The organism is Bradyrhizobium sp. LMTR 3 (genome assembly GCF_001693485.1).
GTDB lineage: Bacteria > Pseudomonadota > Alphaproteobacteria > Rhizobiales > Xanthobacteraceae > Bradyrhizobium.
Genome location: NZ_MAXC01000016.1, coordinates 51279 through 73967, shown reverse-complemented (window position 1 = coordinate 73967; position 22689 = coordinate 51279). Strand labels below are relative to the sequence as shown.

General features: G+C 64.0%; 23 protein-coding genes. 15 read left to right on the top strand and 8 right to left on the bottom strand.

Annotation, left to right across the window (positions count from 1 at the left end; translation table 11 throughout):
* Nucleotides 1-63 precede the first annotated feature (63 nt).
* Both LMTR3_RS15740 and LMTR3_RS15735 read left to right on the top strand, forming a co-directional pair.
* Nucleotides 64-1044 carry an NAD(P)H-dependent flavin oxidoreductase gene (locus tag LMTR3_RS15740; protein WP_065746017.1) on the top strand — a complete coding sequence of 327 codons (981 nt, stop codon included), beginning with the start codon at nt 64-66 and terminating at the stop codon, nt 1042-1044.
* A gap of 213 nt (nt 1045-1257) precedes the next feature.
* Nucleotides 1258-3582, top strand: a complete 2325-nt coding sequence (locus tag LMTR3_RS15735) for a mechanosensitive ion channel domain-containing protein (RefSeq protein ID WP_065745991.1) — start codon at nt 1258-1260, stop codon at nt 3580-3582.
* Between the two features lie 26 nt (nt 3583-3608).
* Here the strand turns inward: LMTR3_RS15735 and pdxR are convergent, their stop codons facing one another.
* Nucleotides 3609-5051, bottom strand: coding sequence for a MocR-like pyridoxine biosynthesis transcription factor PdxR (pdxR, locus tag LMTR3_RS15730; protein WP_245319898.1), 1443 nt, complete (start codon nt 5049-5051; stop codon nt 3609-3611).
* 95 nt (nt 5052-5146) lie between these two features.
* Between pdxR and LMTR3_RS15725 the strand changes: the two genes are divergently transcribed.
* On the top strand, nt 5147-6055 hold the full coding sequence (locus LMTR3_RS15725; RefSeq protein WP_065745990.1) for a DMT family transporter: 909 nt from the start codon (nt 5147-5149) through the stop codon (nt 6053-6055).
* On the opposite strand, the gene LMTR3_RS15720 is transcribed toward LMTR3_RS15725, so the two are convergent.
* Nucleotides 6052-6702: a hypothetical protein gene (locus LMTR3_RS15720; RefSeq protein WP_065745989.1), complete on the bottom strand. Its 651-nt coding sequence runs from the start codon at nt 6700-6702 to the stop codon at nt 6052-6054. The two genes, LMTR3_RS15725 and LMTR3_RS15720, sit on opposite strands and share 4 nt — an antisense overlap.
* A gap of 147 nt (nt 6703-6849) precedes the next feature.
* Here LMTR3_RS15720 and LMTR3_RS15715 point away from each other — a divergent pair, with 147 nt between their 5' ends.
* The 3 genes from LMTR3_RS15715 to LMTR3_RS15705 all read left to right on the top strand — a co-directional run bounded on the left by LMTR3_RS15715 (nt 6850) and on the right by LMTR3_RS15705 (nt 8797).
* On the top strand, nt 6850-7095 hold the full coding sequence (locus tag LMTR3_RS15715) for a hypothetical protein (protein WP_065745988.1): 246 nt from the start codon (nt 6850-6852) through the stop codon (nt 7093-7095).
* Nucleotides 7096-7225: 130 nt separating this feature from the next.
* Entirely contained in the window at nt 7226-7933 is a 708-nt protein-coding gene (locus LMTR3_RS15710; RefSeq protein ID WP_065745987.1) for a hypothetical protein, read from the top strand.
* 108 nt (nt 7934-8041) lie between these two features.
* On the top strand, nt 8042-8797 hold the full coding sequence (locus tag LMTR3_RS15705; RefSeq protein ID WP_065745986.1) for a hypothetical protein: 756 nt from the start codon (nt 8042-8044) through the stop codon (nt 8795-8797).
* Between the two features lie 137 nt (nt 8798-8934).
* On the opposite strand, the gene LMTR3_RS15700 is transcribed toward LMTR3_RS15705, so the two are convergent.
* On the bottom strand, nt 8935-9171 hold the full coding sequence (locus LMTR3_RS15700) for a cysteine rich repeat-containing protein (RefSeq protein WP_245319897.1): 237 nt from the start codon (nt 9169-9171) through the stop codon (nt 8935-8937).
* Nucleotides 9172-9411: 240 nt separating this feature from the next.
* On the opposite strand from LMTR3_RS15700, the gene LMTR3_RS15695 reads away from it, so the two are divergent.
* Nucleotides 9412-9717 carry a hypothetical protein gene (locus tag LMTR3_RS15695; protein ID WP_065745985.1) on the top strand — a complete coding sequence of 102 codons (306 nt, stop codon included), beginning with the start codon at nt 9412-9414 and terminating at the stop codon, nt 9715-9717.
* 161 nt (nt 9718-9878) lie between these two features.
* On the opposite strand, the gene LMTR3_RS15690 is transcribed toward LMTR3_RS15695, so the two are convergent.
* Nucleotides 9879-11825: a sensor histidine kinase gene (locus LMTR3_RS15690; protein ID WP_065745984.1), complete on the bottom strand. Its 1947-nt coding sequence runs from the start codon at nt 11823-11825 to the stop codon at nt 9879-9881.
* Nucleotides 11822-12499 (bottom strand): response regulator, encoded by a 678-nt coding sequence (locus LMTR3_RS15685; protein ID WP_065745983.1) that lies wholly within the window; start codon nt 12497-12499, stop codon nt 11822-11824. Before LMTR3_RS15685 ends, LMTR3_RS15690 begins: the two co-directional genes overlap by 4 nt.
* A gap of 226 nt (nt 12500-12725) precedes the next feature.
* Between LMTR3_RS15685 and LMTR3_RS15680 the strand changes: the two genes are divergently transcribed.
* Nucleotides 12726-13928 (top strand): threonine ammonia-lyase, encoded by a 1203-nt coding sequence (locus tag LMTR3_RS15680; RefSeq protein ID WP_065746014.1) that lies wholly within the window; start codon nt 12726-12728, stop codon nt 13926-13928.
* A 150-nt stretch (nt 13929-14078) separates the two neighbouring features.
* On the opposite strand, the gene LMTR3_RS15675 is transcribed toward LMTR3_RS15680, so the two are convergent.
* Both LMTR3_RS15675 and LMTR3_RS15670 read right to left on the bottom strand, forming a co-directional pair.
* Nucleotides 14079-14834: a class I SAM-dependent methyltransferase gene (locus LMTR3_RS15675; protein ID WP_065745982.1), complete on the bottom strand. Its 756-nt coding sequence runs from the start codon at nt 14832-14834 to the stop codon at nt 14079-14081.
* Nucleotides 14835-14886: 52 nt separating this feature from the next.
* The gene (locus LMTR3_RS15670; RefSeq protein ID WP_065746013.1) at nt 14887-15771 is read right to left on the bottom strand and encodes a substrate-binding domain-containing protein; all 885 of its coding nucleotides are present in this window, start codon (nt 15769-15771) and stop codon (nt 14887-14889) included.
* 94 nt (nt 15772-15865) lie between these two features.
* On the opposite strand from LMTR3_RS15670, the gene LMTR3_RS15665 reads away from it, so the two are divergent.
* The 6 genes from LMTR3_RS15665 to LMTR3_RS15640 all read left to right on the top strand — a co-directional run bounded on the left by LMTR3_RS15665 (nt 15866) and on the right by LMTR3_RS15640 (nt 20220).
* Nucleotides 15866-16558 (top strand): ABC transporter permease, encoded by a 693-nt coding sequence (locus LMTR3_RS15665; RefSeq protein WP_065745981.1) that lies wholly within the window; start codon nt 15866-15868, stop codon nt 16556-16558.
* A 2-nt stretch (nt 16559-16560) separates the two neighbouring features.
* Nucleotides 16561-17283, top strand: coding sequence for an energy-coupling factor ABC transporter ATP-binding protein (locus tag LMTR3_RS15660; RefSeq protein ID WP_141686639.1), 723 nt, complete (start codon nt 16561-16563; stop codon nt 17281-17283).
* Between the two features lie 75 nt (nt 17284-17358).
* Nucleotides 17359-18186 carry an ABC transporter substrate-binding protein gene (locus LMTR3_RS15655; protein WP_065746012.1) on the top strand — a complete coding sequence of 276 codons (828 nt, stop codon included), beginning with the start codon at nt 17359-17361 and terminating at the stop codon, nt 18184-18186.
* A complete protein-coding gene (locus tag LMTR3_RS15650) occupies nt 18186-18992 on the top strand; it encodes a molybdate ABC transporter substrate-binding protein (protein WP_176721916.1) in 807 nt (268 codons plus the stop codon). Before LMTR3_RS15655 ends, LMTR3_RS15650 begins: the two co-directional genes overlap by 1 nt.
* A gap of 9 nt (nt 18993-19001) precedes the next feature.
* Complete coding sequence (locus tag LMTR3_RS15645; protein ID WP_065745978.1) at nt 19002-19508, top strand: hypothetical protein; 507 nt, start codon at nt 19002-19004, stop codon at nt 19506-19508.
* A gap of 388 nt (nt 19509-19896) precedes the next feature.
* Nucleotides 19897-20220, top strand: a complete 324-nt coding sequence (locus LMTR3_RS15640; RefSeq protein ID WP_065746011.1) for a hypothetical protein — start codon at nt 19897-19899, stop codon at nt 20218-20220.
* A 75-nt stretch (nt 20221-20295) separates the two neighbouring features.
* Here LMTR3_RS15640 and LMTR3_RS15635 read toward each other — a convergent pair whose 3' ends face one another.
* Nucleotides 20296-21333 carry a lytic transglycosylase domain-containing protein gene (locus tag LMTR3_RS15635; RefSeq protein WP_065745977.1) on the bottom strand — a complete coding sequence of 346 codons (1038 nt, stop codon included), beginning with the start codon at nt 21331-21333 and terminating at the stop codon, nt 20296-20298.
* A 122-nt stretch (nt 21334-21455) separates the two neighbouring features.
* On the opposite strand from LMTR3_RS15635, the gene LMTR3_RS15630 reads away from it, so the two are divergent.
* Complete coding sequence (locus LMTR3_RS15630; RefSeq protein WP_065745976.1) at nt 21456-22646, top strand: MFS transporter; 1191 nt, start codon at nt 21456-21458, stop codon at nt 22644-22646.
* Nucleotides 22647-22689: the final 43 nt, after the last annotated feature.

Genomic DNA, 22689 nt, shown 5'->3' with positions numbered 1-22689 from the left:
GCCTTCGCCCGTGCCAATGTTGGCTAACGCTAACACAACAGGCACACTGCACAAGCTAGGATGATGCAACCAGCCGATGCTCTCGCGCGTTTTCGCGATCGCCTTAGCCTGCCGCTGATTGCGGCGCCGATGTTTCTCGTCTCCGGCGTCGAGCTGGTGGTAGCTGCCTGCCGCAACGGCGTGATCGGTTCGTTTCCGACCGTGAATTGCCGCAGCCCTGAACAACTCGATCAATGGCTGACGGACATCGATGACCGGCTGAAGGAGTACTCGGATGCAAGCGGCAAGCGCGCAGCGCCTGTATGCGCCAATCTGATCGTGCATCGCTCCAATGCGCGGCTGCAGCGGGATCTGCAGGTGCTGCTGCGTCACCGGCCAGAAATGGTTATCACCTCCGTCGGCTCGCCGGCGCCGGTATTGAAGCCGTTGCGCGATGCCGGCGCGCTGGTGTTTGCCGACGTCGCATCCATCCGCCATGCCGAACGCGCGGTCGCCGCCGGTGCCGATGGGCTGGTGCTGCTGACGGCAGGCGCGGGCGGCCAGACCGGCTGGCTCAATCCCTTCGTGTTCGTGCGCGCGGTGCGTGCCTTTTTCGATGGACCCCTGGTGCTGGCGGGCGGCATCGCGGATGGTCACGCCCTGCGCGCGGCCGAGGCGCTCGGCTGCGACCTCGCCTATATGGGCACCAAATTCATCGCCACGCGGGAGAGCATGGCGGACGCGCGCTACAAGGAGATGCTGGCCGCCAGCAACGCCGATGACATCCTGCTGACCAAGGCATTCACGGGCTTGCTGACCAACATGCTGCGCCCCTCGATCGAGGCCGCCGGCCTCGATCCGGACGATCTTCCCGAGCGAGGCGCGATCGATATCGCCAACGATATCGACATCGGCGCGCGCGAGAACCGCCCGAAACGCTGGAAGGATATCTGGAGCGCTGGACATTCCGTTTCGGGCGTGACGGGGATTCTTACCGTCGACGAGATGGTTGCGCGCACAGCGGCGGAATATCGGGACGCCGCCACGCGCCTGCGATTCAGCTAGGGCGCAAAAGGTTCCCGGCAATCCAGCCACTGCATTTCTGTGATGCAGCAATGCCAGGCACGCCCAACGGCAAATGCCAAGAGAAAGCCGCCGCGCTGGCAAACTTCCGACACAGGGGGGCGGCGAAAACAAGCAATCCGACATGACGCACGCGCGAAGGCGAGACCGATTCCAGGTTTCGTCGCCGGGCGCATTTTATTCAGCGAGGCCTTCGTGTCGCACAAGCTCTTCCCCGCGATCCTCCTCATCGGCGCGCTGTTTACCTTCCCGGTTTTCGCGCAGTCCGGCGCTGCGCCTGCCGCCGCTACCGATAAAGCTGACGTCCTGACGCCCGATCAGGCGAAGCGGGCGCTCGATACGCTTTCCGATGACAAGAAGCGCGCGCAAGTCATCGAGACGCTACGCGCAATCGCCGGTGCCTCGCCGCCGCAAGCCACGGCCGGTGAACCGAAATCCGCGATGCCGCTCACGGCCGACAGCCTTGGCGCACAGCTCCTGCTGATGGTGTCCGAGCAGGTCGGCGAGATCTCGCGCGAGGTCGCCGACATAGCGCGGACACTGACGCACTATCGGGCGTTCTATTACTGGTTCCTGCGGACCGCCAATGATCCGTCCGCCTATCAACAGTTGCTCGATATTGCGTGGAAACTGGCGCTGGTGTTCATCTGTGCCTTCGCTGCCGAGTGGCTGGTTTTCCGCCTCATCAAACGCCCAGTGGCGCTGTTGGAAGCGCGGCTTCCGCAAACGGCGCAGGCTCCGGTGCAGACACTGGCCTTGGCCGATCCACCATCCTCCACGGCGGACGTCGCCGCGGCGCCTGCACAACAACGGCGGCGGCTCAGTCTGGCGCGCACCTGGCAGTCGCTGGTCAGGCTGCCTTTCGTCCTTGGACGCCTGGCGCTCGAATTGCTCCCTGTGCTGGTCTTCATCGGGATGGCGACGATGTTGCTGGGCAGCGGGATCGGCGATATCGCAACCACCCGGCTCGTGATCCTCGCGGTCGTCAATGCCTATGCGCTGTCGCGCGCACTGATCTGCTTCGTGCGTGCACTGGCCGGGCCGTTCGGCCTGTTTCGCGTTCGCGCCGAGACCGCCGCCTATATCGAGATATGGGCCCGGCGTATCGTGACGGTTGCTGTCTCGGGCATCGCCTTCGCCAATGTGGCGCTGCTGCTCGGCCTGCATCGTGTCGGCTACGCCGCATTGCTGCGCATGGTGATGCTGGTCGTGCACCTCTTTCTCGTCGTCGTCATCCTGCAGTGCCGTCGCCAGGTCGCCGACGCCATTCGCGCGCCGAACGGTCGCGACGGTGCCGCGGCCAGGATACGCAACCGCGTCGCCGGGCTCTGGCATTATCTTGCGATCGCGCTCGACCTCGCATTGTGGGCGGTGTGGGCGCTGAATATCCGCAACGGCTATTCTCTGCTGTTGCAATATTTCGTCGGTAGCCTCGCGGTCGTGCTGATCGTGCGGCTCGTCACCATCCTGGTGTTGAGCCTGATCGACCGTGGTTTTCGCATCAGCCCGGATCTTCTGCGTCGCTTTCCGGGCCTGGAGACCCGTGCCAACCGTTATCTGCCGCTGTTGCGCAACATCGTCTCGGCCGCGATCGCCTTCATCGGCTTTGTCGCGCTGCTGGAAGTCTGGGGCATCGACGCCATCGTCTGGTTCTATGGCGGCCAGATCGGCAGCCGGCTGTTGTCGGCGGTGGTCACCGTCGGCATTGCAGCACTGGCTGCTGCGGCGATCTGGGAAATCAGCAACGCGTTGCTGGACCGCAAGGTCACCGCATTGTCGCGCGAGGGGCACTACGCGCGCGCGGCGCGGCTGCGCACGTTTCAGCCGATGCTGCGAACGGCACTGTTGTGCCTCATCGTCGTCGTCGTTGGCCTCACGGCGCTCAGCGAGATCGGCGTCAATGTCGCGCCGCTGCTCGCCGGCGCCGGTATCGTCGGTATCGCCATCGGCTTCGGCTCGCAGAAATTGGTGCAGGACCTCATTACCGGGCTGTTTCTCCTGATCGAGAACACGGTGCAAGTCGGCGACAACGTCACGCTGTCGGGCCTGTCAGGGGTCGTGGAAAATGTTTCGATCCGCACCCTTCGCCTGCGCGCCGGCGACGGCTCCGTGCACATCGTGCCGTTCAGTGCGGTGACGACGATCACCAATTCAAGCCGCGGCGCCGGCAACGCCGCCGTCAGCGTCAACGTGGCCTACAAGGAAGACACCGACCGCGCCGGCCAGATCCTGAAGGACATCGTCGCCGAAATGCGGCGCGAGCCCGAATTCCAGCACCTGATCCGCGGCGATCTCGAACTGTGGGGGGTCGACAAGGTAGACGGCTCGATGGCTTCGATCGTCGGCCAGATCCGCTGCAGCGATGCCGGCCGCTGGCCGGTGCAGCGGGAATTCAACCGCCGCATGAAGCGGCGATTCCAGGAGTTCGGCGTGGAAATCGCGCCCGCTAGCCAAACCATTCTGATGCAGGTTCCGGCGCCCGCCGATGCCGCCGCGAAGCCCCGGCGGGCGGCAGGCTAGTTCTTCACGCAATGTCCTCAGGTGTGTCAACGCAGGATTCGACCAAGGATGCGTGCCGCCTGATCGATCTCTTTTTCATTCCATGCCGCAAAGCCGAGAAACAGGCCCTGCTCATTGGTCTTGTGATAGAGCATGCTCGATAACGGCCGGCTGGCGACGCCGGCGTCGAGCAGGCGCGCCGACAATTGCCGGTCGTTTGCCGGCCCGCTGCACCTTGCCAGCAATTGCATGCCGCCGGCCGGGGCTTCGATCGCGAGACGGTCGCCGGCTTCCGCGGCAAGCGCCTGCAGCATGCGGTCGCGCCGGCCCTTGTAGAGGCGCGTCATCCTTCTGATGTGGCCGAGATAGGCGCCGGATGCGATGAATTCGGCCAGCGCATCCTGCATGGTGATCGACGTCAGCATTCCCATGTGGCGCTGCGCGAGTTCGAAGTGATCAATCAGGGCTTCCGGGACGACGAGGTAACCGAAGCGAATGTCCGCATACGTCGCTTTCGAAAAGGTGCCGAGATAGAACACGCGCGGCGACGTTGCGAGCCCCTGCAGGGCGGCCACCGGGCGGGCCTCATAGTGAAATTCGCCGTCGTAGTCGTCCTCTATGATGCAGGCGCCCGTGGCTTCGGCGAAACGCAGCAGTTCGAGACGGCGCCCGATCGGCATCAGCCGCCCGGTCGGATATTGATGCGACGGCGTGACGAAGATCAGCCGCGGCGCCTCCTTGCGGGAAGAGACGGCCATGCCTTGCGCATCGAGCGATATGGCGGAAACGATGGCGCCGGCGGCATGCAATGCGACGTTGGCGCCGCCATAGCCCGGGCTTTCGATCCAGGCATGATCGCCGCGCTCGAGCAGCGCATCTGCGACCAGCGTCAGGCCGGATTGCGCCGTCGGCACGATCAATATCTGGTCGGCCTTGGCTTTGATCCCGCGATGAACCACGAGATGCCCGAGCAGCGCTTCCTGCAGCGGTCGATGGTTGACGGGCCGGTCGCGGCGCAGAGGTGCGTTTCGCGCCGCGCGCCGCAGGCAGCGGCTCCACACATCGTGCGGAAACTCTCGCTCGTCCGCCAGCCCGGGTTGAAACGGCCGCGGCCGTCCGTCATGAACGGGCGGCCAGTGCGCCCGCTGCAGGCCGCGCGCCCAGGACGACAGGACTATCCGCTCGCTTGCGGCGCGGCTGCTTCGCGGCGGCATCTTGCGGCGATCGAGCGACAGGCCCTCGGCGACCACCGGACGGCGCCCGGCGGCAAGCGAGAGATAGCCTTCCGCGGCCAATTGCTCGATCGCAAACGAGACGGTGTTGCGTGAGAGGGCGAGCGATTGCGCCAGTTGTCGGCTCGAGGGCAGGCGCTGGCCGGGCGCGAGGCGGCCTTTGGTGATGAGGCCTCGCAACTGGTCGGTGAGCTGGCGCGTCAGGGTCGCGCCGCTGTCGCGCGCCAGATGCAGCATTCCGGGCAGCAGGTCGTCCACAACTGGCCCCAGCAAATCGCAAAGACTGGTTCTTTCATTAGAGCCAGTTGAAAGGCTAGGCAATGCCGAGCGGCTCATGACGGGACCTCTTCGAGATGGCCAGTGGACTTTCAACCCGCAGCGCGGCGGCGCTGCTTGCCGGCGTCGTGTTCGCGTGGGGGACCAACTGGCCGGTTACGAAGATGATCGTGCACGACGTGTCCCCGCTATGGGCGACGGCGCTGCGCTGCATGATCGCCGCCGCGACGCTGGCGCCGATGTTATGGGCGCAGGGGACGTTCATCGTGCCGAAGCGCGGCGATCTGCCGGTGGTGTTCTGCACCTCGATTCTGCATCTCGTGGCGTTTTCCGCGCTGGTGGCGGCCGGGCTGCAATTCGTGCCGGCGGGCAGGGCGATCGTGCTCGGCTATACGACGCCGCTATGGGTGGCGATCGGAGCAGCCATGTTTCTGTCGGAGCATATCACTCGCCGGCGCGCGATCGGTATCGGCTGCGGCCTGGCGGGCCTCGCGGTCATCTTCAATCCGCAGACGCTGAACTGGGGTGACCGCGACGCGCTGTTCGGCAGCGGCCTGATTCTGATTGCCGCGTTCTGCTGGGCCGGCAACATCGTTTACGTCCGCGCGCACAAGTGGATCTCGACACCCTTCCAACTCGTGTTCTGGCAGGTGCTGCTGGCGGCGGCACTGCTGTCGCTCATCGCAGGGTTCGCGGAAGGCCGACCGCAGATCGCGTGGACTTGGCGCCTTGCCGCCCTGATGCTCTATAGCGGCATCGTCTGCACCGCATTCGCCAACTGGGCGATGACGATGGTGAACCGCAGCCTGCCGGCCGTCACCACCTCGCTGTGCCTGCTGGCGACGCCACTGCTCGGCATCGTCAGCGCAACCGCCATCCTGGGCGAGCCGCTGGAGCCTTCGCTGTTTCTGGCGATGACGCTGATCATCGGCGGCATCGCGCTTGGCACCGTTGCCGGCGGCTCGCGTCGAGAAAAGACGGTCTAATTCGCCACGAAATACCAATTCTCGTCGTAGCGTTCGAGCCGGCTCGGCGGCTTGTCGGCGAATTCGAAGAAGTTTTTGGGATCGCCGCCCGGCGGCACGTGCAGGAAGCCGGTGAAATAGTGCTTCAGGCCGCGTGAGGTCAAAAACAGCACATAGGTGCCTTCTTCCGTCTCGTCGACGACGATGTCGTTGCCGACGGAAACATTTGGCTCGCGGTCGCCGAGCGCGACCAGGTTCTTGTTGTAGGAGACGTTGGGTTTCAGCTTGCCGGCTTCGACCCGCGCCACGATCCGTTCGCGGTCGGCCCGGTGCCAGCGGAAATTCTGCTGGAGGGCGACCTGGTGCAGCGGAGCGTAGGCAAGCATGGAGAGCGTGAGCGCGCAGATCAGGAAAGGAAGGGCGAACTTCGCGCCGCTGGTTCGGATCTTGGGGAGCAGCGAAGCCGACCACACGAGGCAGGCGAAGAACACCAGCGCGACCAGCGGCACGGCGACAAGCAGGACGAAGCCGGAGGGCCAGTCTGCCATCGACAGTTCGAACGTTGCGATCGCCAGCGTGAAGGCGGAAATCGCGATCGCCGCCGCCAGCGCAGCGCGAACCGATGGCCCGGTGGCGACCGGCGTCGTCTGGGATGTCGCTTCAGCCATGCCGGGCTGTTCCGCTCCGCCGTTTGCTCGGCTCCCGATGGTTGCCATTCCGAAGGCTTAACGCGCCGTTAACCATATCGGCCCCAACAATAGCCCCAGACGATGGTCCGCCGCCACGGTCGGACGGCAAATCGAAAGGGGTATGGAATGGATTTCGATCGGTATTTTGCCAAAACCCCGGCAACCCTCGAGGAGATCCGGCGCCGGGTGATGTTTGCGCTCGATCGGCATCCGCTGTGCCGCGGTATCGAATTCGACGTCGTCAGCATGCCGCGCAACCGCAAGTGCAACTGGACCGTCACCCTGCAGCAGGTCGCCCCCGACGCCTTGTGGGAAGCCTCCGATATCGTTGCCGATATCCAGGAGGCCTATGAACTGGCCGCAGCGGCCTGACTCCGGGACTATTTTGGGACTTTTTCCCATCTTTTCGGCCGCGTCAGCGCGGCGATTGGCATCGTATAGCCTCAATTATCATCCAGTTTTCGGCAAAAGGGCCAAACGTCGGCGGGAATGGAGACCTTTTTTGACCAAGACTATGACGATTGTCGCGCTGATCTGTTTTCTCGTGGCGGGCGCTGCCGTCACCGCCATTGTCGGCCGCGACAGCGTGCCAGCCGCCCGGTTCGAACTGGCGTCGGCTTCCTCCGTCCAGGCGCCGGTCTCGAACAAGGAAGGCAAAAAGGATCGCTTGGCGGTCCTGAGCTACGCTACTGCCGCGATTGATCCCCAGCCCAGGGATCCCGCGCTGAACGAATCGCTGCGCCGGGCCTATGCTTCGACGTCACCAGTCGATATGGCCATGCCGAAGGAAATCGCGGCTCCGACCGTCCCGCCCACGACGTCTACCGCCGCGCCGAGCACGGCGCCGGTGCCGGCGCCCGCACCCGTCAAGCCCAAGGCCGCAGCCAAGCCCCAGCCGCAGAAAAACTACACGCTGCTGAGCGATGGCCAGATCGCCGGCATCAAGGACCGCCTGAAACTGACGGCATCGCAGGAGTCCTACTGGCCGCCGGTGGAGACTGCGCTGCGCGCCGTCGCCCGCAAGATTCATGCGGGCCGGCAAGCCAACCCGAATGCGACGGGCGTGCCCATTGATCCAGAGTCCGCGGAAGTCCAGCAACTGAAATCGGCCGCGATGCCGCTGCTGTTCCAGTTGCGTGAGGACCAGAAGAGCGAAGTGCGCTCGCTTGCCCGCATCATCGGGCTGGAAAAAGTCGCCGCAATGATCTGAGCGGCGATCTGCATCGGCCGCTGGTTCCGCAGAACTCCTGCACACACAACGCCGCACCGGAACATCGCCCTACCCCACGCGTTGCCGCGTGGATGAGGGAGTTTGCCGATGCGCACATCAACCGCCTATTTTGCGGGGGCAGGAACCGTGGTCGTCGCGGTCGCCGCCGGTGTCGGCGGTGGATATCTGGCTGCCAACATCGTCAGCCCGCCGACACAGGTGATCTCGAAACTGGAACGCCGGATGTCAGCGGAGCCGATACCCGTCTCGACGGAGCCATCGCAGCCGGTGCCCTATGTCGCGGCGACCGTGGCTGCGGCCAATACCGCGCCCGCCCAGGAGCAGCCGCAAGCGCAGCCCCAACAGACGCAGCCACAGCCGCAAACGCAACCACAGCCGCAAACGGCGGCGGCGTCAGCGCCGTCCGCTAATGCTAACAATGCTGCCACCGAAGAGAAGACGGCCAATAACGCAGCGGCCGCTCAACCTGTACCGCCACCGCCGAAACCCTCGAAGCCCGCCGAACAGGTCAGCGAAAAGACCGCTGCGCCGGAGAAGGCTGCTGCGCCCCAGGAGGCGTTTGCCAAGGCGCGCGATGCCGATCTCAAACGCGCTGCCGCCGAACAGCGGCGCGCCGAGCGGCGCCAGCGCTGGGCCGACAAGCGCCGCTTCCAGCAGCCCCGCGAGCAGGACCTCGAGGCGGTCGAGACGCAGGTCCGGGAAGCAACCGAGCCGCGGCGCATCAGGATTCGCGAAGAAGGCGAACCAAGGGGTTTCTTTGGCGAGCCCGGGAGAAGGGACATGTTCGCCGAGCCGGCAAGAGGCGAGATGCCGCGGATCAGGCTGTTCGAACAGGATGATTGATTTCTTGCGGCGACCGCAAATGTCGGAGCGTGATGACTTCGAACGTCATCGCGCTCCTTTTGTTTGGGCATAACCACCTGGTCAACGCTTCGCGTTGGTCCGAAGAGAATGGGTGGCGGCTTCTTCGGATCGGGCGTTTAGCCGCCGCGCGATTCCACCACCTTGCGGCAGCCATCCGACAGCTTCGTCTTGTTCGCTTTCAGGCAGGCATTCATCTGCGGCGGCTTGCCGATATGCTCGGCGCAGAGTTTTCCGGCGTCCGAACGGCAGGCCATCTGCTCCTGGGGAGTGGGGCCGGATTGCGCCTGAGCCAGCGAGCCTACGCCGAGCGACAGGATCAGGGCTGCGGCCGCGACATGGAATGATTTCATCATGGATCACCTTTTGACGAGAATGGGGGATTGAAAGCGCGCGAAAACTCGTCGAGGTCGCGTCCGCGGTCCATGCCATGTTCATGGCGTCGGAAGCGGGCCGCAAATCACCCCGCGCGCACCCACACCATTTTCATGGGATGTTGCCGGACCCCTCGATGGACCATGTACATCTCGCGTCGGCTGCGGTGACCGATCGGCACATCGCAAAGAGCTGCACGCCCAATTCGGGAGAGATGACACATGTTGAAGAAGACAGGTTGGCTGAGCGCAGGTCTGACGCTCGCGGCGTTTTCGGCCGTGGCTTCCTTTGCAGTCGGCGGCGTAAGCTCTGCCCAGGCTGCAGTGGTTTATTGCAAGACGGTTGGCGTGCCGAAGGGCTGCGTCGTCCGCCCGGCGCCGGTCGCGGCGGCTGCGGTCGTGACACCGGCCGTCGGCGTTGCCCGTGTCGGCGTCGGCGCTGTGGGTGTCGGAGCTCCGGGCGTCGGTGTTCGTCCCGGCACGCCCATGAACCGCGGCGGCCCGGTCAACCGCGTCGGCCGCCGCTGAAGCAGAACATGCTGACCTTACTGAGTCATAAGCCCTCATGGTGAGGAGCACGAAAGCGCGTCTCGAACCATGAGGCCCGCTCTGTGGCCTACATCCTTCGAGACGCCCGCTTCTCGCGGGCTCCTCAGGATGAGGGTTTGAGCAGCTATGACGTTGTAGAACTAACCGGCAGCGCCGTCGCTGTCGGGAAAGCGGTGGGGCAAGGTCAGCCTCACGCGCGTGCCCTTGTGAGCCCCTTGGGCGCAGGAGCTCAGTTCCAGCTCCGCGCCGCAGCGCGCGGCGCGGCTTCGCATGTTGCGCAGGCCGCGCGCCGCTTTCGCGGCTCCTGCGGCTCCGCCGTCAGGCGTGATCTCGAACCCCTTGCCGTCATCCTCGACGGTGATGCAGCCGCGCTTGAGGCCGTCGGCGCCCGCAAGCGTCTCGATCCTCACCGTAATGCGCCGCGCCTCGGCGTGCTTGACCGCATTGGTCACCGCTTCATCCAACAGCCGCACGATCTGGATGACGTGCCACGGCCGCAGTTCGGGATGAACCGGCAGGCCCTGCGCCGTGACCGCGCGCCAGTCCAGCGCGATGTCATGCGGACGAAGCTGCGCCATGGCGCGTTCGCGCCAGGAGCCCAGCGCCAGCATCAGATCGCCGCCGATGTCGTCCATGGAGTCGATGACGAGGCGCAAATCCTTCAGTGCCGCGCGGGCCGCATCGCCGATCCCCGCGCTGCCATTGCCGCGTTCGCTCAAGGCCACGATGCTGACGAGCTGGCCGCCGAGCCCGTCATGCAGGTCGCGCATCAGGCGCGTGCGTTCCCGCGCCAGCGCCGCGGCGCGGGCGCGCTCCTCCTCGCGGGCGAAACTGGCCTTCAGCTTCTCCTCCGCCTCGCGCACCTGGGTGACGAGGCGGCCGGCAAAGCCGTCGACCTGGTTCAGCGCCCGGGCGAACCGCCAGGTGAGCCCCGCGCCGATCGCGACCAGCATCGCCGAATAGGACAGCCGCGCGGTGAAGATGCGGTTGGGCATCATCTGAAACACCGAGAGCAGGTCGACGATCCAGCAGGTCAGCATGATGGTGACCGCACAGCCGAGCAGGAAGCTCGCGACGTTCTGCCGTTGCAGCGCCGATCGCGCGGTAACGACGGCCATAATGAGAAGGGAGATACCGACCATGGGTACGGCGAGAATCAGGAAGAGGGCGCGCACCAGCGCCTGATTTCCGAACAGGCCGGCCAGCGCCAATGCGATGCCCGGAATGAAGATGATCCAGGCGTAGCGCTGCCACTTCCAGCCCGAAAGCAGCAGCGCAAAGACCAGCACCAGTGCGCTTTCGATCGGCGCGGAGGAAATCAGGATCACATTGAACCTGGAAAACGGCGTCTCCCCCATCGGCGTTTGCAGGAACGCCTGGCCGACACCCACGGCCATCGCCGCCGCGAGAACGCCGTAGGCCGGCTCGTGGCGACGCATCACCCACATGATGCCGAGAATGACAGCCAGAATCGCCTGCCAGGATGAGAACACCACCGGCAATGTCACGAACACCAGCGTTCTGAGATTGTAGGTCGGGCGCAACGCTTCGTCCGGGCCGACCCAGATGCGATCGAGAAAGCCCGTGATCGGACCCCAGATGAACAGCCGGATCGAGATGGCGTTGTCGCCATCGCGCAGCACCGAAGCGGGGATCACGGCAATCGCCGGCGTGTTGCGGTCGGGGCGGTTGGCGGCAGGATCGCGCCGGCTGTCGAGGATCACGACATCGTTGACGGTAACCTCGACGCCGTTGGTGAAGCGCGGCAGGAACACCGACCAGGCCCGCGAGGCCTCGCCGGCCGGGCGGACGAAGTGTCCCCTGAAGCGGGGCGGATCGTTCATCGCATTCCGCAACGGGGAGAAGTACGGCAGCGTCACCGCCCGCTCGGCGCCGGCTTCGGTGAGCTGAAAGGCCGTCACCTGATACTGCGCGGGAGGTCCGGGCAGCGATTGTAGAAGCACCGCGACGCCGGCGACGGCGATCACGGCCTGCAGCAGCAGATACTGGATGAGACGGGACGATCGCAGCCGACGCCGCGCGCGGCCGGGCAGCTCCGGTTGCACGTCGTCGCCGTGATCGTTCACAACTTGATCAAGCCCTGCTGGACCGCCTCGAATACCGCCTCGCCCCGGGTATGGACCTCGAGCTTGCGATAGATGCTCTTGATATGCCCGGGCACGGTTTGCCGCGACAGGCCGAGATGGCTGGCGATCTCGGCGTAGCTGAAGCCCTTGGCGATGCCCCAGAGAATGTCGATTTCGCGCGGCGTCAGTTTGGTGGTGTTGAGTACTGGGCCGGGCGGCGGCTCCGGCGTGCTCTGGGTCCGGCGCACGATGAAACGCGCGATCGAGGCCGAGATCGGCGAGTGGCCGGCGACGAGGTCGCGCACGGTAGCGGCGATGTCGGTCGGGAATGCGTCCTTGAGCAGATAGCCTGTCGCGCCGACGGTGATCGCCGAAATCACGCTTTCCTCGTCGCCGAGGATCGAGATCACCATGATCTCGGTATCGGGAAAACGCCGGCGGGTCTCGCGGATCAGGTCGACGCCATGGCCATCCGGCAACTGAAGATCGGTCAGCAACACCTTTGGCGCGCCTTGCGCGAGACAGGCGCGGGCTTCCGCGAGCGTGCCGGCGGCCCTGACCTGGTATCCGGCCTTGGCGAGCGCGTCCTGCAGCCGCCAAAGCGTCGGCGCGTCGTCCTCGACCAGCACGACCGTGATGGCTTCCGCCCTGGGCCCATCGCTCAATGAATTCATCTGAAAACTCCGGCTGCCCGTCCCTGCAGCCCGCGCAAGTGTAACCCCGTGGCAGTTTTTTGCGACACCCATGTTCATGGGGCGGGAGTTTTACGAGATTCGAGGGAGGCAAAAGGGGCGGAAAAGGCCTATACGATTGCCTCTCAACGAGGCCACCGAAATGCCGAATCCTCCTAAAAATGTACCGCCGACGAAAGTCGGTTCCGAACCCGGCCGCCTTGCCGTCATGCCCGAGGACATCACGGCTGCTGGCGCGTCCATTGCTGGCTCAGTCCTCGTTACCGAATGCGACCAGAGCCGGACGCTGAGCGAGATCTGCGGCTGTAGCCTCTGGCTCAAATTCGAGAACCTGCAGTTCACCTCGACCTTCAAGGAGCGCGGCGCGCTCAACCGGCTGCTGGCGCTGTCGCCGGAGGAGCGGCGGTGCGGCGTGATCGCGATGTCGGCCGGCAACCACGCGCAGGGCGTGGCCTATCACGCAAACAGGCTCGGCATTCCCGCTAGCATCGTGATGCCGGTCGGCACCCCGATGGTGAAGATCGAGAACACGCGGCGTCACGGCGCGAATACGATCATCTCCGGCAAGACACTGGAGGAGGCCGGCGAATTCGCGCGCACGCATGGCGAGGCGCACGGCATGATCATGATCCATCCGTACGACGATCCCTTGATCATCGCGGGGCAGGGCACCATCGCGGTCGAAATGCTGCGGGCGGCGCCGCAACTCGATACGCTGGTGGTGCCGATCGGCGGTGGTGGGCTGATTTCCGGCATGGCGGTCGCGGCCAAGTCGCTGAAGCCGGATCTGCAGATCATAGGCGTGCAGGCGCAGCTCTATCCGTCGATGTACAACGCCATCAAGGGCGATCGTCTGCCGATGCGCGGCGACACGCTTGCCGAAGGCATTGCGGTAAAGGTGCCGGGCCGGATCACTACCGAGATCATCCGCCATCTCGTCGACGACATCGTTCTCGTCACCGAAGACCAAATCGAGCGCGCGGTAGCGATGCTGATAGCGATCGAAAAGACCGTGGTCGAGGGCGCCGGTGCCACAGGCCTTGCGGCGGTGCTGGCCGCGCCGGAGCGATTTGCCGGCCGCAATGTCGGCCTTGTGCTGACCGGCGGCAACATCGATACCCGGCTGATCGCTTCCGTGCTGACCCGCGAACTCGCGCGCGAGGGCCGGCTGACCCAGATCGCCATCGACATCGTCGACCGGCCCGGCCAGCTCGCCGCCGTCTCGGCGCTACTCGCCGAAGCCGGCGCCAACATCATCGAAGTCTCGCACCAGCGCACCTTCTCCGACCTGCCTGCCAAGGGCACCTTGCTCGAAGTCGTCATCGAAACGCGGGATCGCGTGCATCTGGATGACGTGATGAAGCGGCTGGGCGAAGCGGGGTTTGTCGCGTGGCTGCCGGGGCGAAGATGAGCGTGGCGTTTTCGAGCGAAGCATGTCGCCCGAGAAGAGCCACAAGCAGGAATCGTCTCTACATCAAGCAAAGCACGTGCATCGCAAAACGGCCTTCCAGCTCTATTGCTGCAGGTCTCGGCCAACGCCCGCTTGTAGGTACTTATTTTATCATCCCTGATCAGCACACACGCATACTTGTCGCGCGCTGCCAGCCGCTAACGGGCTGCGGTCAAAGTCACCAAAGCGCTCGACGAGATGTAGGCCGCCTGATGCTACTAGCAACGGCATCTCTTGCGGAAAGATGTTTCGCATCTGCAAAGGAGTCCTCCAGAAATCCTTCTTTGCCGACGTCGACCAATACCAATCCACGTGACTGATTTGGGTGAGAGGTTCGTATCTGAGGGTCTCCTCGACGATTATCTTGCCTTGAGTGTCATGGACGATCGATCCGACCAGTTGGCGTCTGTCAGGATCGCTGCTGAGCATGGCCACATTCGGGAAGAAAGCGTCGAACACAAGCCTGCCCTTCGGTGACAGGTGCCGTACCACGGATTGAAAAAAGCCCCTGAAATCGTCCAGGCTGTGCAGGTGCAGAACCGAATTCACGGCAACAATGATGGTGTCGAAGGTGCGTCCATTAAGGTCGAAATGGCGCATGTCCAACTGCACCAGATCGAGCTGGACCGCCTGTGCCTCGGCGGAACGTCGCGCATGCTCGAGCATCTTGGCGGATAGATCGCCTCCAGTCACTTGTAGGCCTGATCGGGCCAGCGGAATGGTGAGACGACCGCTTCCACACGCGAGATCGAGGACGCGGCCACCTCGTTCGCGAGCTACCTCGACGTAGAAGTGTTCCAAGGCCGGATCAGGCGGCGCTATCAAGTCGTACAGATCAGGGTGATCGTAGAGGCCGTTCTGTTCCATGAAATTCTCGTGTTGATCCGCATATATGGCTAGGCGCCAATGAGCCCGCGCTCTAATTCACCAGCCGCACCGCACCGGCCTCGCTGACGTCATAACCACCAAGCTCGGCCGCCCGATCGCGGAAGCCCGCTCCGCGCATGAAGTCGAACAGCGCCTGCGGTCCCTTCATGAAGTAGTCGCGCTGTCGCATCACGAGGTCGAAACGCTCCCAGGTGACGGGGAGGAAATCGAGTCCCGCCGATTTCGCCACGCTCCGCGTCGCGATCCCGCAATCGATGCGGCCGGCGCGGATGGCTTGCGCGATGTCGGGGCCGGTCGGAAAAGCGGGTTTTGCAAGTTTCAGATCGTCGAGCGCGATATCCGAGCGCGCCAGCAGCGCGAGCAGCAGCAATTGCGCGCCGGCGCCGGCCGGGCGTTGCGCCATCCGTGCGCGTGATGTCGCGATCGAGGCCATGTCGCTTAGATCAAGCGGATTGCCTGACGCGACCAGAATGCCCTGCTCGCGCCGCGCAAAGCCGAGCACGACCGCATCGTGCAGGCCCGGCGCATCGGCGATCGCCTCGACATTGGCTCTCTCGTCGTCGCCGTCGAGCCGGTGCAGATGAATCGCCGCGACCATCACCTCGCCACGCATCAGCCGGCGCAGGCCTTCCTCGCTGCCTTCGGCCAGGCTGGCGAGGCCGGAATTGCTCTCACGTAAGCCCCATTCCAGCAGCGGATCGTGGCTGCCGCCGACGATCGGCGACGCGACCTGTGCCAGGCCAGCAGGCGCAATGAGTCCGGCGGACACCCAGCGGTCCAGCGCCGTGCGAGGAAACAGCCAGCGGCCGGTCACCTTGCTGCAGGGCACTTCGCGGTTCGCCACCAGCTCGTAGAGCTTGCGCTCGGAGAGCCGCAGATAATCCGCCGCTTCGTCGGTCGTCAGGAGCTCTGGCATCGGCATTAATATGCATTGGAGTGCAGTTACTACAGAAATTGACCATATCGTTGCTATCTGCGCAAGATGTACGCACCTAGCTTTGGAATTACAAATGCCAGACGGCCCATCCGCCCTTCAACTTGTCCTCAGCGGCGATCCCGCGCTGTTCGCGATCGTGCGGCTGTCGCTCTATGTCAGCCTGTCCGCGGTGGCGCTGGCCGCGCTGATCGGCATTCCCTTGGGCGCCTGGATCGCGCTGACGAGATTCCCCGGCCGCCAGGGCGTCATCGTTCTGCTCAATGCGCTGATGGGCCTGCCGCCGGTCGTCGTCGGCCTCGCGGTGTATCTCGCGCTGTCACGCTCCGGGCCGCTCGGCGCGTTCGGTCTGTTGTTCACCCCGAGCGCCATGATCGTCGCGCAGACGGTGCTGGTCACGCCGATCATCGCCGCGCTGACGCGCCAGACCATCGAGGATCTCTGGATCGAATACCGCGACGAACTCACCGCGATGAACCTCGGGCCCCTCGGCCGCGTCATGGCGCTGATCTGGGATGCGCGCTTCAGCTTGGTCACGGCGCTGCTCGCCGGCTTCGGCCGCGCGGCCGCGGAGGTCGGCGCCATCATCATCGTCGGCGGGAACATCGAAGGCTTCACCCGCACGATGACGACGGCGATTGCGCTGGAAACTTCCAAAGGCGACCTGCCGCTCGCGGTCGGCCTCGGCCTCGTGCTGATTTCGATCGTGATCGTCGTCAACGCGTTGGCCTGGAGCATGCGCCGCGCCGGCGAGCGATTGGCGGGATGACCATGCGCGCGCCTTCGAGCGAACTGCCGATCCAATTCCATGGCGTGACGGTTACGGCCGGCGGCGTCACGATCCTCGACGACATCGCGCTCACGCTGGCGTCGGGCCCGCCGACGGTATTGATCGGCCCCAACGGCTCAGGCAAATCGACGCTCTTGCGTCTGGCGATGGGGCTGCTGGCACCTTCGCGCGGGCGCGTCACCTGGGGCGGCCTCGAACTTGTCCCGCCGCTCAAGCGCGCGATCGTGTTTCAGCGTCCGGCGATGCTCCGGCGCAGCGCGGCCGCCAATCTCCGTTTTGCGCTGCGCGCCGCCGGTATCCCGCACGCGGAGCATGCGCGACGCATAGCCGAGTTGCTCGAACTGGTCGGCCTGCACGCGCTCGCCGACCGCGCGGCGCGAAGGCTCTCCGGCGGCGAGCAGCAGCGCCTGGCGCTGGCACGCGCGCTGGCGCGCGATCCCGCGGTATTGTTCCTGGACGAGCCGACCGCGAGCCTCGACCCCATCGCCACCAAGGCGGTGGAAGACATCATCCGCACTGTGAGCGAGCGCAACATCAAGGTCGTGATGGCGACCCATGATCTCGGCGAAGCGCGCAGGCTCGCCGGCGAAATCATCATGCTTCACCGCGGCCGCATCGTCGAAACCGGCGCAGCCGCATCGTTCCTAGACGCGCCGCAAACCGCCGAGGCGAGGGCGTTCCTCGCCGGCGAACTATTGATTTAGCGCATGATTCGGAAAAGTGGTTACCGGTTTTCCGAAAAGATCATGCGCAAACTAAAGAAGGGAAAACAAATGAGCATGCTCACGCGCCGTCTGCTGATTGCGGCAACCGCCGCCCTCGCATTCGCAAGCCACGCCGTCGCGCAGGATAAATCGATCGTGGTGGCTTCGACCACCTCGACGCAGGATTCCGGATTGTTCGGCCATATCCTGCCGATGTTCAAGGCCAGGACCGGCATCGACGTGAAGGTGGTAGCGCAGGGCACGGGACAGGCGCTCGATACCGGCCGCCGCGGCGATGCCGACGTCGTGTTCGTCCACGCCAAACCTGCGGAAGAAAAATTCGTGTCCGAAGGTTTTGGCATCAGGCGCCATCCCGTGATGTACAACGACTTCATCCTGATCGGCCCGAAGAGCGATCCCGCCGGCATCAAGGGCTCGAAGGACATCGTTGCTGCGCTCTCCGCGATCAAGGCGAAGGGAGCCGATTTCATCTCGCGCGGCGACAAGTCCGGCACGCATCAGGCAGAGCTCAATCTCTGGAAGATCGCCGGCATCGACATCGCAAAGGACAAGGGTCCCTGGTACAAGGAGATCGGGCAGGGCATGGGCGCTGCGCTCAACACCGCTTCCGCCTCGAATGCCTATGTGCTCGCCGATCGCGGCACCTGGCTGTCGTTCAAGAATCGCGGCGATCTCGGAATTGCCGTCGAAGGCGACAAGCGCCTGTTCAACCAGTACGGCGTCATGCTGGTGAATCCGGAAAAGCATCCGAGCGTCAAGAAGGATCTCGGTCAGCACTTCATCGACTGGCTGGTGTCATCAGAGGGACAGAAGGCAATCGCCGATTACAAGATCAACGGTGAGCAGTTGTTCTATCCCAACGCCAGCGATTCCGGCGCGTGATGCGAGCCCATGCTTCGGTAGCGCTAGCGTTCCTGCTGATCACGATCGTGCCTGCGATGGCGGAGGACGTAGTATTGCTTCATGCCGCCGGCAGTCTGCGCGCTGCGCTGACCGAGGTGGCAAAGGCTTTCGAAGCCGCAGGTCTCGGCAAGGTACAGCCGAGGTTCGGCGCGTCCGGCTTGTTGAAAGATGAAATCGTCGCGGGTGCGAAGGCGGAAGTATTCGCTTCCGCCAACATGGAGCACCCGCAAGCCTTGGTGATGGAGAAACGCAGCGGGTCGGTGGAGCTGTTCGCGCGCAACCGGTTGTGCGCATTGGTGCGGCCGGGCCTGGAAATCACCACGGCGTCTCTTCTCGACCGCATGCTAGACCCGCAGATAAAACTCGGTACCTCGACGCCGAAGGCCGATCCGTCCGGCGACTACGCCTGGGAGGTTTTTCGGAAGGCCGAGAAGATCAGCCCAAGTGCTTCAGCGGCACTCGAGAAGAAAGCGCTGCAACTCACCGGCGGTCCCACCAGCCCGCCCGCGGCGCAGGGCCGCTCTGTCTATGGCGAACTGGTCGCGCAAGGCACAGCCGATATCTTCCTGACCTATTGCACCAACGCGCTGACGGCCCAGCGCGAAAATCCGGCGCAGCAGATCGTGCGACTGCCCGACACGCTTGCGGTCGGCGCCGACTACGGCCTGACCGTGATGAACGGCGCCTCGGTGCCGGCATACAAATTCGCACTCTTCATCCTGTCGGCGGAAGGCCAGCGCACGCTCGCAAAACACGGCTTTGCCGCACCGGCTCTGCCGCAATAGGGGATTTCGATGCTTCGCCCAGGTCTCGTCGTCATCGCGCTGACCGCCTTGTTCGGACCTGCCATGGCTGCCGACGACGGTTGCGAAAAATTCGCGTGGTCGCTCGCGCGCGAGCGCGCCGCGTTCGTTGCAACAGACAAGACAACGATCGCAGCGGGCGACACGATATCCGTGCTGCCGGCCGGCGCGGTGGTCATTCGCCTGCAGCCGGCGGCGCAAGCGTCCTTCGCGATGCCGCCCGAGCGCAAGCCGCGATCGGAGCGGTGGCACGGCGGCATGGTGCGATTTCCCGCGCTGCCAAAACCCGGCACCTACCAGGTCACTTTGTCGGACGAAGCCTGGATCGACGTCATCCAGAACGGCCGCTATGCGCGCTCCGTCGGCAGCACCGGCCGCAGCGATTGCCCTGGCATGCGAAAGAGCGTGCGGCTCGACCTCGACGCCAGCCCGGTCGTGCTGCAGGTCAGCGGCGTGGCGGAGGAGACGATCGCAGTAGCGATCAGTCCAGCGCAATGATCACGGTTCGCTTGCAGTCGGCGGCGTTTCGTCAGGCTTGATCGCTGGAACCATGATCAGGCGATAGCTCGGCACCCACGCGGTGTCCCATCTTTCGAGCATGACACCGCAAGCCGTGCACTCAAAGCAGTCGATCTCGCGCGAGGCCGCCATCGCCTCGGTGCGGTGGTAGATCGCGCCACATCTGCAATGTCGCTGATTTCCGATCACCGTCGATCTTTATGCCCTGATGCGAAGCCGCACAACGCTACTCTCGTCGAAGGAACTGTCATTCATATTCATGAACGTTTGTTCAAGCAGCTATCGTAATCTTAATGTCGCAGACGGAACGTGATCGCGGCGCGGTGATTAGACTCAGTAGAGTTGACACATTCACTGGAGTTCGATGATGAAGAAACTAGCCATCGCATTTGCCGTTGGTGCTGCTGCGCTGATCGGCGGTTCCGCCGCCAACGCCGCCGACAATGCGGTGAAGGCGAAGAATTCGACAGACGTCACCCGGTCGTCTTCCACCGACTTCAGCGCCCACCGCCGTCACTGGCGCCATCACCACTGGGGCCATCGCCATCATCACTGGGGCTACCGGCACCATCGCCCGTACTACGATAGCTACGGCTACTACGCGCCGCGCCGGTACGGGTACTACGGCGGTCCCCGCTATTACGGCGGCGGTCCCGGCGTAACCTTCAGCTTCGGCACCGGCCGCTGGTAAGACAGGCCGGCGAGACAAAAAAGCCCGCAGCAATGCGGGCTTTTTTCGCGCACCATCTGGCAGGCCGATCCGAGCCTACAATTCCCGCGATGCTTTCGATGACTTTGTCCGGCTGCCGCTGCCGGCGGCCGATGCAAAGCGGGTGGCGGATTGCTTGCCGGGCTTCCGTGTCGCAGCCTTTGCTGCCAGCCGGGTTGCCCGGGCATGTGCGTTCCGCAGCGCCGTACGTACGGCCCTTGCGGTTCGGCTTGCAACAACTCGCCGCTTCTTGAGAGCCGCGTGGCTCTCTTCGGCAACATCAGCCTTTAGCACCATTCCGCTGATGGAAGGCGCCAGATCGACTGGAATTTCGGCGATCTGGTCTTCCTTCGACAGGCCGCCGACGCCTTCACATGGCGCCTTGTCCGGCAGGTCCGTCGGCATGTGGACAGTGTTGTTTGCATCCGTCCAGGCCTCGGCCTTGTTGCCGGTGATGATCTTGACGTAAGCGCGCGTTTCCTTCGGCAAGGCACCGCGCCGCGATAGCCACTTCTCGATCCTGCCGCCGCCCGCATTGTAGGCTGCCGCCGCAAGCCCGAGATTTCCGAACTGATTATAAAGCTTGCGAAGAAATCTTGCCGACGCAGGAATCGCCTGCAGCGGATCGAACGGGTCTTTCAAGCCCATTTCGACCGCCGTTCGCGGCATGAATTGCGCAATGCCCTGCGCGCCTGCCGAACTGACCTCTGCCACTTTAAACCTGCTTTCCTGCCAGAGCAGGCGCACGAGAAACCCGATCGGAATATCGTGTTCCTCAGCGGCACTCCTGACCGCTTCGCAGATCGGGTTCGGCGGCGCGGATCCCTCGTTGACTGCAGCGGCTGCATGAGCCGCGGCATCGGCTGTCGTTGCCGATTGGTGTGGCGCGGTGACGGCGTTGGTTGCGTCCGGTTCTTGCGAATGCTCGACCGACGCGGTCACAGTTCCTGTGTGAGAACTCGATGTCGTGGCGGGTTCCGATTGCGCTTCAGCGACAACGAAAGATGGTGCCGTCCATACTGACTTGATTCCGGAACTTTCAAAATCCACCGCGACTACGAACACAGCAATCACGGCGGCGAAAAGATATCGCATCAACTTCCATCCATTTCTGTGAAGGCCGGTCGGTTAGAAGTTGGATGTGGAGATTTCGCGGATGAACTACGGCAGAGCCGTGTTCTTTGTGGCCGTAATTCTACCGAGGGGAACCTTCAGAAATGCGCGTTCCTGGGCCGGTCGCCTACATAGCTCTTTACGCCGCGTTGTACGCGGCGTTCGGCGTGGCATCTCCGTTCTGGCCGAGGTTTTTTGAAACCAGAGCGCTGACGCCCGAGCAGATCGGCTTGATACTGGCGGCTGCGTTGCTGGCGCGTCTTGTCGCCGGTCCACTCGTCGGGATGTTTGCAGACTTCCTGCAATCGTTGCGCCTCGTGCTCGCATTCTGCGCCGCCCTGGCAGCAGCAACGGCCGCGGCATTGCTGTGGGCCGATGGTTTCTGGTTGTTGCTGCTCGTAGCGCTGGTCCAGGCCGCGGCACTGGCCCCGACGACATCGATCGCCGATGCGTTGTCGGTCAACGCAGCCAGACCTCAGCTAGCAGGTAGGCCCTTTGAATACGGCTGGATTCGCGGCGCGGCATCGGCCGCTTTCGTCTGCGGTACGCTGCTCATCGGGCAGCTCATCACTTCCACCGATCTGACGCGTGTAATCTGGCTGAACGCAGCCCTGCTGGTCGCTGCCGCTGGGACAACCGCGCTGGTACCCAGGGTTTCAACTCCATCGGCGCCGCATAGCGGCGCATCGCAGCTTGCGAGCGAGGTTCGTGGACTCCTCGGCATCGCGCGATTCCGAATCCTGATCCTCGTCTCGGCTCTGATCTATGGCAGTCACGCCATGCATGACGCCTTTGCGGTGATCCGGTGGAGCAACGCCGGAATAGACACGTCCGTCATAAGCGTCTTGTGGTCGGAGGCCGTCGCCGCAGAAGTCATCGTGTTCTTTCTGATCGGACCGGCCCTGCTCAACCGGATCGGCGCGCGCGGTGCGGCGGCGTTGGCTGCAGCAGCCGGAATCATCCGCTGGTCGGTCGCGGGGACGACGACTTCCGTCGCGGCACTCGCGATGGTGCAGCCGCTGCACGGATTGACGTTCGCGCTGCTGCATCTTTCTTGCATGCGGTTGATGGCAGCTCTTGTCCCCGCCAGAATGGCCGCAACGGCTCAAGCAATCTACGCGTTTGGTTCGGGCGTGGTGACGGCCGCACTGACGCTGCTTTCAGGGCTTTTCTATGCCAGGTATGGCGGAGGGGCGTTCGTTGCGATGGCGGTGCTCTGCGGCCTCGCGTTGCCGCTCGCCTGGTTTGGCTTTACCGATGCTCGGGATATTTCTGCCCGCGCTGAGTTGCGATAGAATCCGCATCGCGAAAACAGGTCGATCTCTCTGGAAGGTTGCC